The organism is Rhodococcus sp. HM1, from assembly GCF_023218075.1.
GTDB lineage: Bacteria > Actinomycetota > Actinomycetes > Mycobacteriales > Mycobacteriaceae > Rhodococcus.
On record NZ_JALPTB010000068.1, the window covers coordinates 18,874 to 33,742 of the forward strand.

At 68.1% G+C, this 14,869-nt stretch carries 14 protein-coding genes; 10 read left to right on the forward strand and 4 right to left on the reverse strand.

The annotated features are described in order from the left end of the window. The first annotated feature begins 255 nt into the window (after positions 1–255). The 4 genes from M1M07_RS26300 (at position 256) to M1M07_RS26315 (ending at position 5,312) form a co-directional block, all read left to right on the forward strand. Positions 256–2,784 carry a transglycosylase domain-containing protein gene (locus M1M07_RS26300; protein ID WP_231609956.1) on the forward strand — a complete coding sequence of 843 codons (2,529 nt, stop codon included), beginning with the start codon at positions 256–258 and terminating at the stop codon, positions 2,782–2,784. 10 nt (positions 2,785–2,794) lie between these two features. Then, positions 2,795–4,402 carry a glycosyltransferase 87 family protein gene (locus M1M07_RS26305; protein ID WP_248676077.1) on the forward strand — a complete coding sequence of 536 codons (1,608 nt, stop codon included), beginning with the start codon at positions 2,795–2,797 and terminating at the stop codon, positions 4,400–4,402. Positions 4,403–4,428: 26 nt separating this feature from the next. Then, positions 4,429–4,890 carry an RNA polymerase subunit sigma-24 gene (locus M1M07_RS26310; RefSeq protein ID WP_197250683.1) on the forward strand — a complete coding sequence of 154 codons (462 nt, stop codon included), beginning with the start codon at positions 4,429–4,431 and terminating at the stop codon, positions 4,888–4,890. A gap of 146 nt (positions 4,891–5,036) precedes the next feature. Continuing rightward, positions 5,037–5,312: a helix-turn-helix transcriptional regulator gene (locus tag M1M07_RS26315; RefSeq protein WP_307846012.1), complete on the forward strand. Its 276-nt coding sequence runs from the start codon at positions 5,037–5,039 to the stop codon at positions 5,310–5,312. Positions 5,313–5,316: 4 nt separating this feature from the next. Here the strand turns inward: M1M07_RS26315 and M1M07_RS26320 are convergent, their stop codons facing one another. Continuing rightward, entirely contained in the window at positions 5,317–5,589 is a 273-nt protein-coding gene (locus M1M07_RS26320) for a helix-turn-helix transcriptional regulator (protein WP_307846013.1), read from the reverse strand. A 257-nt stretch (positions 5,590–5,846) separates the two neighbouring features. Between M1M07_RS26320 and M1M07_RS33240 the strand changes: the two genes are divergently transcribed. Further along, on the forward strand, positions 5,847–6,551 hold the full coding sequence (locus M1M07_RS33240; RefSeq protein ID WP_368862571.1) for a WD40 repeat domain-containing protein: 705 nt from the start codon (positions 5,847–5,849) through the stop codon (positions 6,549–6,551). On the opposite strand, the gene M1M07_RS26325 is transcribed toward M1M07_RS33240, so the two are convergent. Genes M1M07_RS26325 through M1M07_RS26335 form a run of 3 tightly spaced genes read right to left on the reverse strand, consistent with a single transcriptional unit; the run spans position 6,437 to position 8,842 of the window. Then, complete coding sequence (locus M1M07_RS26325; protein ID WP_197250686.1) at positions 6,437–6,850, reverse strand: DUF2752 domain-containing protein; 414 nt, start codon at positions 6,848–6,850, stop codon at positions 6,437–6,439. The two genes, M1M07_RS33240 and M1M07_RS26325, sit on opposite strands and share 115 nt — an antisense overlap. A 22-nt stretch (positions 6,851–6,872) precedes the next feature. Next, positions 6,873–7,475: a GNAT family N-acetyltransferase gene (locus tag M1M07_RS26330; protein ID WP_248676078.1), complete on the reverse strand. Its 603-nt coding sequence runs from the start codon at positions 7,473–7,475 to the stop codon at positions 6,873–6,875. Next, positions 7,472–8,842 carry a glycosyltransferase 87 family protein gene (locus M1M07_RS26335; RefSeq protein WP_248676079.1) on the reverse strand — a complete coding sequence of 457 codons (1,371 nt, stop codon included), beginning with the start codon at positions 8,840–8,842 and terminating at the stop codon, positions 7,472–7,474. Before M1M07_RS26335 ends, M1M07_RS26330 begins: the two co-directional genes overlap by 4 nt. Before the next feature lie 130 nt (positions 8,843–8,972). Between M1M07_RS26335 and rpsF the strand changes: the two genes are divergently transcribed. The 5 genes from rpsF (at position 8,973) to dnaB (ending at position 14,243) form a co-directional block, all read left to right on the forward strand. Then, positions 8,973–9,260 carry a 30S ribosomal protein S6 gene (gene rpsF, locus M1M07_RS26340; RefSeq protein ID WP_068161222.1) on the forward strand — a complete coding sequence of 96 codons (288 nt, stop codon included), beginning with the start codon at positions 8,973–8,975 and terminating at the stop codon, positions 9,258–9,260. 64 nt (positions 9,261–9,324) lie between these two features. After that, complete coding sequence (locus tag M1M07_RS26345; protein WP_248676080.1) at positions 9,325–9,843, forward strand: single-stranded DNA-binding protein; 519 nt, start codon at positions 9,325–9,327, stop codon at positions 9,841–9,843. Positions 9,844–9,884: 41 nt separating this feature from the next. After that, positions 9,885–10,127 carry a 30S ribosomal protein S18 gene (gene rpsR / locus M1M07_RS26350; protein WP_197250689.1) on the forward strand — a complete coding sequence of 81 codons (243 nt, stop codon included), beginning with the start codon at positions 9,885–9,887 and terminating at the stop codon, positions 10,125–10,127. Positions 10,128–10,143: 16 nt separating this feature from the next. Further along, positions 10,144–10,599 (forward strand): 50S ribosomal protein L9, encoded by a 456-nt coding sequence (gene rplI, locus M1M07_RS26355; protein WP_197250690.1) that lies wholly within the window; start codon positions 10,144–10,146, stop codon positions 10,597–10,599. Positions 10,600–11,045: 446 nt separating this feature from the next. Next, on the forward strand, positions 11,046–14,243 hold the full coding sequence (gene dnaB, locus M1M07_RS26360) for a replicative DNA helicase (protein WP_248676081.1): 3,198 nt from the start codon (positions 11,046–11,048) through the stop codon (positions 14,241–14,243). Positions 14,244–14,869: the final 626 nt, after the last annotated feature.

Genomic DNA, 14,869 nt, shown 5'->3' on the forward strand with positions numbered 1-14,869 from the left:
CCGGGGCAGCAGGGCCGGCCGGGTCAGCAGGGACAGCCCGGCCCGCGCGCCGGGGGCCCGCCGGGACCGCCGCCGATGCGGAACCCGATGCCCCGGAATCCGCAGCAACCACAGCAGCAGGGCCCGCAGCAACCGCAGGGCCCCCAATATCCGCAGGGGCCTCAGCGTCCCCAGCAGTCTCCGCGGAGCGGGCCGATTCCGCAGCAGAATCCGCGCAGCGGACCGGTTCCCCAGCAGAACCCCCGCAGCGGACCTATGCCCCAACAGAACCCGCGCAGCGGACCGATGCCGCAGCAGCGTCCCCAGCAGTTCGCCGCCGCGCCGCCGAACCGTGCACAGACGGGTCCCCAGCAGCCGGCCGGCGGCCGGCCTCAGGCCGACCCGACCGTACGGATCCCGCAGGATCAGGCCCGGCAGGCCGTGGCCGCCAACCGGCAGCCTCCGTCACGCCCCGCAGGTACCCCGCCGGGTGGACGTCCGCCGACTCCGCCCCCGACCGCCCGCGGCGGCGGCGACGGCGGCGGCAAGGGCGGCAAGTCGTCCCGGTGGCGCACCATCCGGCGCATCGGTTACGTGGCGGTCGCGCTCGGCCTGATCGTTCCGATTCTCACGTTCATGGTCGCCTACGTCGTCCAGGACGTGCCCCGGCCCGGTGACCTCAAAACCAATCAGGTCGCCACGATCTACGCGTCCGACGGCTCGACGGTCATCACGAAGGTGATCCCGCCCGAAGGAAACCGCACCGAGGTCCGGCTCGACGAGATCCCCGAGCACGTCCGCAACGCCGTGCTCGCCGCCGAGGACCGCGACTTCTACACCAACCCGGGCTTCTCGGTCACCGGCTTCGCGCGCGCGGCTCGCGACAACATCCTGGGCCGTGAGAGCGCGGGTGGTGGCTCGACCATCACCCAGCAGTACGTCAAGACCGCCCTCGTCGGGTCGGAGCGCACGCTCACCCGAAAGATGAAGGAACTGGTGCTGTCGTCGAAGATGGCCAACCAGTGGTCGAAGGATGACATCCTCGCCGCCTATCTGAACACCATCTACTTCGGTCGCGGTGCGTACGGCATCGCCGCGGCGTCCAACGCCTACTTCGGCAAGCCGGTCGGCGCGCTGACCGTCGAGGAAGGTGCGGTGCTGGCGTCGTCGATCCAGCTGCCGTCGCTGCTGGACCCGGAGCAGAACCCGGAGGGCGCCGAGGCTCGCTGGAACTACGTGCTCGACGGCATGGTGACGGCCGGAACCCTCAACGCCCAGGATCGCGCCGGCATGAAGTACCCCGCGTACGTGCCGCTCGCCGAACTGGACAACGGAGACGAATCCTCGGGTCCCGAAGGACTCCTGAAGAACCAGGTGCTGCAGGAGCTGTCCGCGGAAGGCATCGACGAGAAGCTCCTCAACACCGAGGGCCTCGAGATCACCACGACCATCGACCCGCAGGCACAGGAAGCGGCCCTGGACGCGGTCCGCTCGACGATGGAGGGCGAACCGGAGGAACTGCGCACCGCCGTCGTGTCCGTCGACCCGCACACCGGTGCCGTCCGCGCGTACTACGGCGGCGATAGCGGCATCGGGTTCGACTTCGCACAGTCCGGCCTGCAGACCGGTTCGTCGTTCAAGGTGTTCGGCCTGGCCGCGAACCTGGAGCAGGGCAAGCCCCTGTCGACGACCTACGACAGCGGCCCGCTCACCGTGAACGGCATCAAGATCGGCAACGTCGAGGGTGAGCAGTGCGGCCAGTGCACCATCGCCGAGGCGTTGAAGCGGTCGCTGAACACCAGCTTCTACCGGATGATGCTGTCGATGGACAACGGCCCGCAGGCCATCGCGGACATGGCGCACAAGCTCGGCATCCCCAAGGAGATCCCCGGTGTCGGGGAAACCCTCACGGAACCGGACGGCGCCGGCCCGAACTACGGCATCGTCCTCGGCCAGTACCAGTCCCGCGTCATCGACATGGCCTCCGCGTACGCGACCCTCGCCGCGTCCGGCACCTACCACGAGCCGTACTTCGTGCAGAAGGTGGTCACCGCCGACGGCAGCGTGCTGCTCGACCGCGGCTCACCCACCGGTGAGAAGGTCGTAGACGACGCGGTCGCCGACAACACCACCGCCGCCATGCAGCCGATCGCCGCGTACTCCAACGGGCACGCTCTCGCGGGCGGACGTCCGTCGGCGGCGAAGACGGGCACCGCGCAGCTCGGCGACACCGGTTCCAACAAGGACGCCTGGATGGTCGGGTACACCCCGTCGCTGTCGACGGCGGTGTGGGTCGGCACCGAACAGGGCCTGCCGCTCGAGAACAGCTGGGGCGGCATGATCTACGGTTCCGGTCTGCCCTCCGACATCTGGAAGGCGACGATGGACGGCGCTCTCGAGGGCACGGACGTCGAGAAGTTCCCGACCCCGGGCGCCATCGCCGGCGTGTCCGGTGTGCCCGCCTTCACGGCCGAGGTCACGGCCGTGCCGACGACCACCAAGGCCCCGGAGACGAGCCGCACGATTCCGTCGTTGCCGGAGATCCCCGAGATCACGACGCGGGACGTCGAGATCCTGCCGGGCGTGACCATTCAGCTGCCGGGGGTGGCGCAACAGCCGACCACCACTCCGCAGCGGCCCGGCCGGGAGACGGAGACGACCCCGGAAGAGGACTCACCAGGTTTCGGAACCGAGGAGGATTCGGGCGACGAGCAGGGAACGGAACCGTCCGTGGAGGAAGCGGTTCCGGCACCGGGCGGACAGGCCGGCCGGCAGCAACCCGGCGGAGCAGTACCAGGCAGGTAACCTCGCCTCCGTGAGCGACAAGGAGGCGACCGGCAGGCCCGCGGGCGCGAAGACGAGGGTCGTGTCGCCGGCACCGCTCGCACCCGACCTCCGCTCGGCGGACTGGCGCGACACTCCCGGATGGAACGATCCGATGGTGTCGCGCCTGTCCACCGCGATCGGTGGGCCGGTCGGCCGGTACGCGCTGCTCGGCCGCACCCGCTTCTTCACTCCGCTGCGGGTGCTGCTGCTTCTGGCCGTGGTGTTCCTGTCCTTCGGCTGGTTCACCAAGGCCGCCTGCATCCAGCAGGCGCCGATCGGACCGAACGGTGAACTGGGACTCGACTGGCGTGGCAACCGCCAGTACGTCGCGATGTGCTACTCGGATGTCGTGCCGCTGTACGGCGCCGAACGCCTCAACGAGGGCGCGTTCCCGTACGCGACGTCCTGGGAGGAACCCGCACCGGACGGCGGCACGCAGGTCCGCTACATGGAATACCCGGTGGTCGCCGGGCTGTACCAGTACGTGTCGATGCGGATCGCGAAGGCGTGGGATTCCGCGTCGTGGCTGCCCGGCGGCCTGCAGGTGGCGATCTACTTCAACGTCGTCGCGCTCGGCTCGGCCATGGCGTGGCTCGTGACGGTGTGGGCGACCGCGCTGTCCGCCGGCCGCCGGATCTGGGATGCCGCGCTCGTCGCGGCATCCCCGCTGGTGATCGTGCACGCGTTCACCAACTTCGACGCACTCGCCACCGCGTGCGCCGCCGGTGGACTGCTCGCCTGGGCACGCCGCCGGCCGGTCCTGGCCGGCGTTCTCCTCGGACTCGGCGGCGCCACGAAGCTGTATCCGCTGCTGCTGCTGGGCCCGCTGTTCCTGCTGTGTCTGCGCGCGGGCAAGATGCGTGCCTTCGGCCGGACCGCGGCGGCGGCTGCGGCGGCGTGGCTGGTCGTGAATCTGCCGATCATGCTGCTGTTCCCGCGCGGATGGGCCGAGTTCTTCCGTCTCAACACCGAACGCGGCGTCGATCCCGATTCGATCTACAACGTGGTGCGTTCCCTCACCACGTGGTCCGGGTGGGATCCGGCGACGTCGAACCTGGTGTCGCTGCTGTTGTTCGCGGCCGCGTGCGCGGCGATCGCGTGGCTCGCCCTGACCGCCGCGCGCCGGCCCCGGCTGGCCCAGTTGTGTTTTCTCGTGGTCGCGGCGTTCCTGCTCACCAACAAGGTGTGGAGTCCGCAGTATTCGCTGTGGCTGGTGCCGCTCGCGGTGCTCGCGCTGCCTCATCGCCGGGCGCTGCTCGCGTGGATGACGATCGATGCGCTCGTGTGGGTGCCGCGCATGTACTACTACCTCGGTCCTGCGGAGAAGGGACTGCCCGAACAGTGGTTCACCGTCACCGTCCTGATCCGGGACCTGGCGGTGCTGGCGCTGTGCGTCGCGGTGATCCGGCAGATCCGGAGACCTGCCGAGGATCTCGTGCGTTACGGGTTCGTCGACGACCCGATCGGTGGGGTCGTCGATCAGGCCCCGGACGACTTCCCGCGCTGGTGGCCGAAGGTGCTGCGCCCCCGGGACGGCCGCGAATCACCCACGAAGTCATCCGATGGGACGACGCGGACTGTCGGTGCCTCGACCTAGTCTCGACGGGGACGTGAGGAGGCGCTGTGGCTGCGAATCACCGCGGCTCGTCGGGGCAGGCGACGACCGGATCGGTTCCGTGTGAACTCGCGTGGGCTGTTGCCCGCGGCGACTCGTCCGCGATCCCGGCCTTGTTGCGTGTGCTGCACCCGCGGGTGGTGGGCTATTGCCGCGCCCGGGCCCACGACGGTGGTATCCCCTTCGCCGAAGCCGACCGGATCGCTCTCGACGCATGCCGGACCGTGCTCGCCGAACTCTCCTCCCCCACGGGTGCGAATCGGAACTTCGCCACTCTCGTCTACGAGATCGCATCCCGTGCCGTCGATTCGGTATCCACGGACACGGCGGTGCAGTTGCGCCGGGAAGTGCTGATCATGCGCACGATCGTCGGGCTGGATCCCGAACAGACCGCGGCGGTGTTGAGCATCAGCCCCGGCCGGGTCCGGCTGGAACAGCACGCGGCGTTGAAATCCCTGCGCGTGGCATGACGTCGGCGCGACGTTACGTTTGCGCTCTGTGACGATTCCCTTGCAGTCGTCGGACGGCCTCGTCGGTCCGTAACCGTTATTATCCCGAGCATCACTTTTCGGAAGGTCGGGGGACCTGCGGCGGTGGGCCGATCGAGGAGGATCCCGTGTCAGCTGATGTTTCGTGGTCGGTTGCTGCCGTAAACCCCGAACCGACCCGCCCGTCGCTGTCCCCTCGTGAAGTCGAGGTTCTCCGCGGCTGGCTCCGATCCGATTCGAAGACCGAAGTCGCCGCCGAGCTGTTCATCTCCGTCGCCACCGTCAACACGCATCTGGCCCGGATACGGGAGAAATACGCCGCGGTGGGCCGGAATGCCGGTACCAAGGCCGCGCTCACCGCTCGGGCCCTGCAGGACGGCCTCGTCACCCTCGACGAGTTGTAGTCGGCTACCACTCGTCGAGCGTCGTCAGACCGTCCTGCAGGGCCCGCGCGAACAACGCGGCCTTGGTGGGGGCGCTGCGTCCCACCGACGCGTACTTCGAACGGATCCGCGTGATGTGGGTGTCGAGCGTCGATTCCGAGACGAACAACTCCTGCGCCGCGCGAGATTTCGAATCCGACGACAGCCAGGTCAGCAACACCTCCACCTCGCGGGCGCTCAGCAGCGGTCGACGTACCAGGGATGAACGGATCCGGGTCACGGGTTGGGGCGCAGTCATGGAGCTCCTTCCGGAGGAAGCCGAAACGGGGTGCGGCGCGAGAACGCCGGGAAAGGGGAACGGCGCGAGCGCGCCGGAATCCATCCTCGCCGCCGCCCGTGGTGGCGGGAATGGTCGGCGTGGTCACCTTCGATCACGAGGGGCACCGGATGGCGGTGTCCGCGCAGGACGATGCGACGGTCGCGGTGGTGGACGTGACGGACCGGAACGCGCCACGGACGATCGGCACCTTCACGGCCGGAAACTATCCGCAGATGATGGCGTTCGCCCCGGACTGCACCCTGGCGGTGCCGACCGCGGACGGCGAGGTCGAACTGTGGGCGACCGCCGGGTCGTCGGAACCGACCCTGCTGTCGACCGTCGGTGGATTCGACAGTCAGGCGCAGGCGGTCGCATTCACGCCCGACGGTGCGACGCTCGCCGCGGGCAGCGCCGATCGCAGCATCCGGTTGTGGGACGTCACCGATCGCACTGCGCCGCGCGATCGGGCTCGGATCACGGGGCCGGCGGATGCGGTGTATTCGCTGCAGTTCTCACCGTCCGGCGATCGGCTCGCCGCCGGGGTCGGCGGTGGCGCGGCATGGCTCTGGGATGTGCAGGATGCGGAACACCCTGCGGCCTACGCCGTACTGTCCGCGTCCGGGACACGGGTCAACGATGCCACGTGGGCGCACGACGGTGAGATCCTCGCCGGGGGGGACCGGACCGGCTGGTGCGACTGTGGACCCCCGACACCGAGGCCGCGACGGACCGGGTGTGTGAGAACGCCGGATCCGCGATCACAGAGGAGGAGTGGGAACGGTTCCTTCCTGGTATCCCCTACCGGAATCCCTGCGCCGGCCGGTGATCAAATCCGGAGGGACGAGAACGGTTCCGCGGGGATGTTGCGAATCACGAACCAGCACAAGACGATCACCAGCACGATCTGTGGGGACCGTCGCCACTGGTACCACTGGACGTAGCGGCGGTCGCGGGCCCGTCCCACGGTCCACACCGCGAACGACCACAGCAGAACCACCACCGCGAGCACACCGACGGCGTTGTACCGCAGCGCCGACGGAACATCCAGATGCAGAAGCGAATACAACATGCGGGACGAACCGCAGCCGGGGCACCAGAGCCCGAACAGCGCGCGGGTGGGGCACGGCGGGATCGGTCCGCCCGGCGTGGTGGGGTCGGCCCACACCACGGCGGCGCACACGCACGCGGACAGGGCCGCCACCCCGGCGGGGGCGGCGAGCCTGCTCAGTGCGGCGTGCACGGTCGTGGTCCTCGCCCGGTGTTCAGGGTTGCGCGGAACTGTCGGCGACCCGCGCCTCGAGGCGAGCGCGGGCGAGCGGCCAGTCGTCGTCCGTCATGGAGAACAGCGCGGTGGTCCGCCAGCTGCCGTCGCGCCGGCGACGGTGCTTGCGCAGCAGTCCCTCGAATTCGGCACCGAGTTTGGCGATGGCCCCGCGCGAGTGCGCGTTGCGTTCGTCGGTGTGCCACTCGACGCGCACCGCGCCGAGCTCCTCGAAGGCGCGGCGGAGCAACAGCAGTTTCGATTCCGCATTGACGCCGGTGCCCTGGGCGGCGCGCGACAGCCACGTGTAGCCGATGACGAGTTTCCGGTGGGCGGGGTCGATCCCGTAGTAGGAGGTGGTGCCCACGACCGAATTCGTGCGGATGTCGACGATCGCGTACGGCAGGCGATCGGAGTCGTCGAGCGCGGCGCGCACGAATGCTTCGGCGTCGGCGAGTTCCTCGATGATCACCGATGTCCACCGGAAGATCGCCTCGGCGTCGTCGACGGCAGCCAGCAGTCCCGGAGCATGCTCCATGGTGAGCGGCTCGAGGCGGACGAGGGTGCCTTCCAGAGTGGGTTGCCGGTACCAGGATTCGCTCATCGGGCACGTCCAGCGGTCGTCATCGGCCTGGTCCTTTCGGGAGCCGGGGCGGGGGCACGCATCCGCAGGGGTGCGCGCGCGAACACGACGAAGAGTACGACCAGCAGGATCGCGCGTCCCCACACGCCCACCTGGGTGAGCAGCATCGCCGTGGTCATGTCGCGCTGACCGGCGGTGGCGGCGAACCAGAGGAAGACGCCGACGCCGATCGCGACGTCGGCGATCAGGTACGCGGCGACGAGCGACCACCGGACGCGCACGAGCACCAGCAGGGGCAGCAACCACAGCGTGTACTGCGGGGAATGCACCTTGTGCAGCAGCAGGAACCCGCACAGCATCGCCGCACCGATCGCGATCCACGGGTACGTGCCCTCGCGCCGGTAGCGACGCCAGCCGATCGCCAGGGCCACCGCGAAGGACACGCAGATCAGCAACGGCGACAGGACGGAGACGAGATCGTTGTAGGCGGGGGTGACCTCGGTGCCCTCGTAGCCGCCCAGCAGCGGGCGCAGTCCCCAGAACCAGATCGAGTTGCTCGTCGAATCGGCCGCGCGGTTGCTCTGGAACTCGAAGGACGCGCGCCAGCCCGGGTAGCCGAGCAACGCGAACGGCAGGTTGACGGCGACGACGGTCGCGCCACCCGCGGCTGCCACCGCTACGGCGCCGCGCACGTCGAAGCGAGCAGCCGCTCCGGCGCGGTCGGCCGGGTCCCGATCCGTGCGGTCACCGCGGGTCAGGACATAGGCGACGAGTGTCAGCAGGAAGATCCCGGGATAGAGCTTCAGGCAGCAGCCGATGCCGAGCAGCACCGCGGCGAGCACCCCGCGGGTACGCAGCGACCAGCGTCGGGTGGCGACGATCGCGATCGCGCCCACCGTCGTCGCGACGACGGGCAGGTCCCAGTTGTGGAACGCGTACAGCACGAGCGGGGGCGTCGCCGACCAGAGCAGCGCGGCCCAGCCGGCGAGCCGGCCCAGCATCCACGCGGTGAGCAGACCGAACGGTGCCAGCAGCAGCGCCGACCAGAACAGGAATTCCGCATCGGTGTGGGCGGGGACGGCCCCGAGCCACATCAGCACACCGCTGAGCACCGGATATTCGACGGTGCCGCCGACGAGGTGGCCGGTGGCGGTGATGGCGCCGTCGAGGAACGGGAAGCGGTGCAGGTTGATGTCCCGTCCGATCCACAGTTGCTGGATGTCGGAGTAGCAGACGTCGGCATCCTTGACCGATTCGAAACGCAGAGTGCGGCCGAGCTCGTCGAAACGCGGTCCGGCGCAACGTGCCTTGTTGAGGTAGCCGAGGACGAGCGTGACCGCGCACAGCAGGACGGCGACGAGCGCGGGGATCCGGGTGCTCGTGCGCATGTTCCTCACCCTAGGTGAATTTCGCTGGTCAAGGCGTGGTCATGTACCCTTCTTGGGTTGCTGACGCAACGACCCTCCTGTCACGGATCGTCCGTGACCGTTCACAGTCCATGGGAGGTGATGAGGTCTTATGCGTCATTACGAATTGATGATCATCCTGGACCCCAGCCTGGATGAGCGCACTGTCGCTCCCTCGCTGGAGACGTTCCTCAACGTGATCCGCCAGGAAGGCGGCAAGGTCGACAAGGTCGACGTGTGGGGTAAGCGTCGTCTCGCATACGAGATCGCCAAGAACAGCGAAGGCATCTACGCGGTGATCGACATCAGCGCGACGCCTGCTGCCGTTGCGGAGCTGGATCGCCAGCTCGGCCTGAACGAGTCGGTGCTCCGCACCAAGGTTCTGCGCAACGACAAGTGAGCCTGTCGGCGCCTGACCGTAGGCTCGGGCGCATCAGGACTCCACACACAGCAGGAGGAACCACATGGCAGGCGACACCGTCATCACCGTGGTCGGCAATCTGACCGCCGATCCCGAACTGCGTTTCACCCCGGCGGGTGCCGCGGTCGCGAACTTCACCGTCGCGTCCACGCCCCGCGTGTTCGACCGTCAGTCCAACGAATGGAAGGACGGCGAGGCTCTGTTCCTGCGCTGCAACATCTGGCGTGAGGCAGCGGAGAACGTGGCCGAGAGCTTGACCCGTGGCTCGCGCGTGATCGTGCAGGGCCGGCTCAAGCAGCGCAGCTACGAGACGCGTGAAGGCGAGAAGCGCACTGTCGTGGAGCTCGAGGTCGACGAGATCGGCCCCTCGCTCCGCTACGCGACGGCCAAGGTCACCAAGGCCGGCCGTGGTGGCGGCGGCGGTGGCTTCGGTGGTTCCTCCGCAGGATCGGGCGGCGGGCGCGCAAGCGCCGGCGCGAGCACCGGTGGCGACGACCCGTGGGGCAGCGCTCCGCAGGCCGGCTCGTTCGGTGGTCCCGGGGACGACGAGCCCCCGTTCTGATCCGACCTCGATCGGAACATCCAGAAATACGGAGAAAGACCATGCCTAAGGCGCCTGCGCGCGACAAGGTTTTGAAGAAGAAGGTCTGCACCTTCTGCAAGGAAAAGAACGTGCAGATCGACTACAAGGACACGACGCTGCTGCGTAAGTACGTCAGCGACCGCGGCAAGATCCGCGCTCGCCGCGTCACCGGCAACTGCGTGCAGCACCAGCGCGACATCGCTGTTGCTGTGAAGAACTCTCGTGAGGTCGCCCTGCTTCCTTACGTTTCGACGGCTCGCTGAGGAAAGGGAGGAACCGATGAAGCTCATTCTGACTGCTGACGTGGACAACCTCGGTGCGCCTGGCGACACCGTCGAGGTCAAGGACGGCTACGGCCGCAACTACCTGCTGCCCCGCGGCCTGGCGATCGTCGCCACCCGTGGTGCCCAGAAGCAGGTCGAGGGCATCCGCCGTGCCCAGGAAGCGCGCGCCGTGCGCGGCCTGGATCACGCCAAGGAGCTCAAGGAGACCATCGAGGGTCTCGAGAGCGTCTCGCTGAGCGTCAAGACCGCCGGCGACTCGGGCAAGCTGTTCGGCTCGGTCACCGCCGCCGACGTTGCCGGTGCCATCAAGGCTGCCGGTGGCCCGGTCGTCGACAAGCGCATCATCGAGCTGCCCAAGGCTCACATCAAGGCGACCGGCAAGCACGCCGTCGTCGTGAAGCTGCACCCGGACGTCACCGCGAAGTTCACCCTGAACGTCGTCGGCGCCTGATTCCGGCTCCCGAAGAGCCCCACGCACCAAGTGCGTGGGGCTCTTCGTCGTCTATCCACAACCCTGTGGATAGACATGCTCCGATGTGACCTACGGCATATCGTTTCGGGAACGAAGCAGCGAACACGCCCGGTGTGCGACACGCCGAAATCGTCGTTGTACACAGTTGTGAAAAGCGATTTTGGGCCGATGACCTGGTCGTATCCCAAGTGTGAGATGTGTTGTCCCCAGTTTTTCCACAGGAGGTGCACAAGCGTGTCCTCCCCTTTCCACATTTCATCCACAGATATGTGCACAACCCGATTTGGATCGGCGCGTCGGAGTCCCTAACGTCGAGCGAGCCTGCACGCTGAATGTCGGTGGGGGCGAGTAGAACGTGTGTACGGACATACGCGTCGACCACGCCCTACCGAACGTGGAACGCGGATGGGGAAGGATGGCATCGCGTGGCTGTTGTGGACGATCGAGGCCATTCCGACTACAACGAACCCCCGGAAGAACCGGGCGGCGACTTCGGTCGGCAGCCTCCCCAGGACATGGTCGCGGAGCAGTCGGTGCTCGGCGGCATGTTGCTCAGCAAGGACGCCATCGCAGACGTCCTCGAGGTGCTGCGGCCCGGCGACTTCTACCGGCCCGCCCACCAGGTCGTCTACGACTCGATCCTCGACCTCTACAGCCGCGGTGAACCGGCCGACCCGGTGACCGTGTCCGCCGAACTCGACCGCCGCGGCGAACTCAAGCGCATCGGCGGCGCCGCCTACCTGGTGACACTGACCCAGACGGTGCCCACGGCCGCCAACGCCGGCTACTACGCCGAGATCGTCGCCGAGAAGGCAGTGCTGCGCCGCCTCGTCGAGGCGGGCACCCGCATCGTCCAGTACGGCTACGCCGGCGCCGAAGGACAGGACGTCGCCGAGGTCGTCGACCGCGCCCAGGCCGAGATCTTCGACGTCGCCGAGCGACGCACCACCGAGGACTTCGTTCCCCTCGAGGAACTGCTGCAGCCGACGATGGACGAGATCGACTCCATCGCCAGCCGCGGCGGCATCTCCCTCGGTGTCCCCACCGGATTCGCCGAACTCGACGAACTCACCAATGGCCTGCACGCCGGGCAGATGATCATCGTCGCCGCGCGCCCCGGTGTCGGTAAGGCGCTCGCGCTGGACACTCCCCTGCCCACCCCCACCGGGTGGACCACGATGGGCGAGGTCGCGGTGGGCGATCTGTTGCTCGACGCCCACGGCGCGCCGACACGCGTCGTCGCCGCGACGCCGGTCATGACCGGCCGTCCCTGCTACGAGATCGAATTCTCCGACGGCACCGTCGTCGTCGCCGACGAACAGCACCAGTGGCGCACGGTCGCGGGGATCCGCACCACCGGCGAGCTGGCCGCGACCGTCGCGGACGGTCACGTCGTCGCCAACAGTGCGGCGCTGCAGTTGCCGGACGCGGACCTGCCGGTCGCGCCGTTCACGTTGGGTGCGTGGCTCGGTGGGCCCTCCGAGGACCCGGACCTGCACATGCGGATGGAAGGCGACGGCGACTTCGCCGAGGAGCTGATGACGCTCGGCGCCCACATCCCCGAGGCCTATCTGCGAGCCTCGGAACGGCAGCGCCGCGACCTGCTCGCCGGAGTCCTCGATGCCGGGGCCACCGTCGAGGACGACGGCACCGTCCGTTTCGAGAGCGACTGTCCGCGCTTGCTCGAGGACATCGCCGAACTGCTCGCCGGCCTCGGCTACACCCGCACCCTCGAATCCGGTTCGGTGTCCTTCACCGCCGACGACGACGTGTTCGTGCTGCCCAGCAAAGCCCTGCAGCACAAGGAGAACCGTCGCGCCGTCGCGCAGGAACGCCGCGTCGTCGCGGTACGGCCCGTCGCGTCGGTGCCGGTGAGGTGCGTCGAGGTCGACGGCGAGCACCTGTACCTGGCGGGCCGGTCGATGGTCCCCACCCACAATTCGACGCTCAGCATGGACTTCATGCGGTCGTGCTCGATCAAGCACGGCATGGCGTCGGTCATCTTCTCCCTGGAGATGGGCAAGACGGAGATCGTCATGCGTCTGCTCTCCGCCGAGGCGAAGATCAAGCTCGGCGACATGCGGTCCGGCCGTATGACCGACGACGACTGGACGCGCCTGGCCCGACGGATGAGCGAGATCAGCGAGGCCCCGCTGTTCATCGACGACTCCCCCAACCTGACGATGATGGAGATCCGCGCAAAGGCGCGGCGGCTCAAGCAGAAGCACGACATCCGTCTCATCGTCATCGACTACCTGCAGCTGATGTCGTCCGGCAAGAAGGTCGAGTCGCGTCAGCAGGAAGTCTCCGAATTCTCGCGTAGCCTCAAGCTTCTCGCGAAGGAACTCGAGGTTCCGGTCGTCGCGGTGTGTCAGCTCAACCGTGGCCCCGAGCAGCGCACCGACAAGAAGCCGCAGGTTTCGGACCTCCGCGAGTCGGGCTGCCTTCCCGCGAGCACGCGGGTGCTGCGGGCGGACAACGGCTGCGAGGTCACCCTCGGCGAGTTGCTGGAGTCCGGGGAACAGCCGGAGGTGTGGTCGCTCGACGAGCGCATGCGCATGGTCGCCCGTCCGATGGTGAAGGTGTTCCCGTCCGGGCGCAAGGAAGTGTTCCGGCTGACGCTCGATTCGGGTCGTCGGGTCGAGGCCACGGCGAACCATCCGTTCCTCACCGTCGACGGCTGGATTCCGCTCGGCGAGCTGATGGCCGGCGAGCGTGTCGCGGTTCCCCGCGCCCTGCCTGCTCCGCTCGAGGTCGTCGAACTGTCGGACGACGAGGTGTTCGATCTCGCGGGTCGTGCGGTCGCGCAGGGTTGTGTTCCCGCACAGGCATTTTCGCTGCCGAAGGCTCAGGTTGCGGCGTTCGTCTGCCACGTCTGGGAGGACGGCGGCGAGGTCGCGTGGGATGCCGAGGCCGCGCGCGCGGTGATCCGCTTCCCGTCCGCCGGTCGGCGGCTCGCGGACGACCTGGCCCGCCTGCTCCTACGGATCGGTGTGTTCGCGCGGATCGTCGAGACCGCTGCGGGCTGGGGCGTGGTCGTCACCGGCCGCGAGAACGAGGCCGTCTTCCTGCACGACGTCGGCAAGTACGGCACCGCAGCGCAGTGGGTGCTCGCGCAGCTCGGCCCGAAGCTGGTGCGGCACAGCGCCGATACGGTCACCCCCGAGATCGAGGCCGAACTCGCCCGGCTCCTCGCGGTCGAGAACCTCGCCCCCGCCGAACTGGTCGCCGCCGCGGTATCCCGGTCCGCATCGGGTGCACGATCGAGCCTGGCGCAGGTCGCCGGTGTCCTGGACACCGCCGACATCGACATGGTCGCGACGAACAACGTGTTCTGGGACGAGATCGTCTCCATCGAGAGCCTCGGCGAGCAGGACGTGTTCGACGGAACCGTCCCGGGCACCCATAATTTCGTGGCCGACGGCATCTCGGTGCACAACAGCCTCGAGCAGGACGCCGACATGGTCATCCTGCTGCACCGTCCCGACGCGTTCGAACGCGACGACCCGCGCGGTGGCGAGGCGGACCTCATCGTGGGCAAGCACCGTAACGGTCCGACGGCCACGATCACGGTTGCGCACCAGCTGCACCTGTCACGCTTCGTGGACATGGCGCGAGGCTGAGCCGATAGACCGCGGCGGTGCCGCTGCGTGCGGTTGCTCCGCCGTCCGTCATCTCGGATTGAACCCAGGTGCGTCCGAAATCGTGGTTGGCGTACCGATATATGCGTACGCCAACCACAATTTTCGTCGTGTGTAGACAAATCTGAACATCTGACCGATTGTTGAGACGGCGTTCCACCGTCCCCGACGTGTGAGGTGTCGACACACGAGTGCAGCAAGGGACGGCTGGTTTGCGCGAGTCCAATCCCGTTGGCCGGGGCCGCTTCACACTCGGTTGACGCGGCGTGTGGTGTCCCGGTTGACGAAGCTGCCCCGGATTCCCTCCGAGGTGCAGTGGTCGGGCATCCTGACCGTCGCCGCCGCGGAGCCTGTCCGCAGCCGCGTGGCGCTCGCCCTGGCCTGCACCGGTGATGCAACGACGGAAGTGTCGATGCGTCGGGCCGCAGGAGTTCGTTCGGGGCGAGTGGGGTGTCAGTGGCGGACGGGGTTGCCTGCCTCGTCCCAGTCGGGCAGCTCCGGGATCCGGGTGGCCAGGACGGTGTCGGCGAGAATCAGGGCGACGGCGATTGTGCGAGCAACCGGTCGGAGGACGAACGAGGTGATCATCGGAGGGGTTCTTTTCTTTC

Excerpts from the sequence above, each read along its gene's own strand:
- rpsR (WP_197250689.1), top strand. The coding sequence starts at position 9,885 with ATGCCTAAGGCGCCTGCGCGCGACAAGGTTTTGAAGAAGAAGGTCTGC.
- M1M07_RS26335 (WP_248676079.1), bottom strand. The coding sequence starts at position 8,842 with ATGCGCACGAGCACCCGGATCCCCGCGCTCGTCGCCGTCCTGCTGTGC.
- rpsF (WP_068161222.1), top strand. The coding sequence starts at position 8,973 with ATGCGTCATTACGAATTGATGATCATCCTGGACCCCAGCCTGGATGAG.
- M1M07_RS33240 (WP_368862571.1), top strand. The coding sequence starts at position 5,847 with ATGGCGTTCGCCCCGGACTGCACCCTGGCGGTGCCGACCGCGGACGGC.
- rplI (WP_197250690.1), top strand. The coding sequence starts at position 10,144 with ATGAAGCTCATTCTGACTGCTGACGTGGACAACCTCGGTGCGCCTGGC.
- M1M07_RS26320 (WP_307846013.1), bottom strand. The coding sequence starts at position 5,589 with ATGACTGCGCCCCAACCCGTGACCCGGATCCGTTCATCCCTGGTACGT.
- M1M07_RS26300 (WP_231609956.1), top strand. The coding sequence starts at position 256 with ATGCCCCAACAGAACCCGCGCAGCGGACCGATGCCGCAGCAGCGTCCC.
- M1M07_RS26330 (WP_248676078.1), bottom strand. The coding sequence starts at position 7,475 with ATGAGCGAATCCTGGTACCGGCAACCCACTCTGGAAGGCACCCTCGTC.
- M1M07_RS26345 (WP_248676080.1), top strand. The coding sequence starts at position 9,325 with ATGGCAGGCGACACCGTCATCACCGTGGTCGGCAATCTGACCGCCGAT.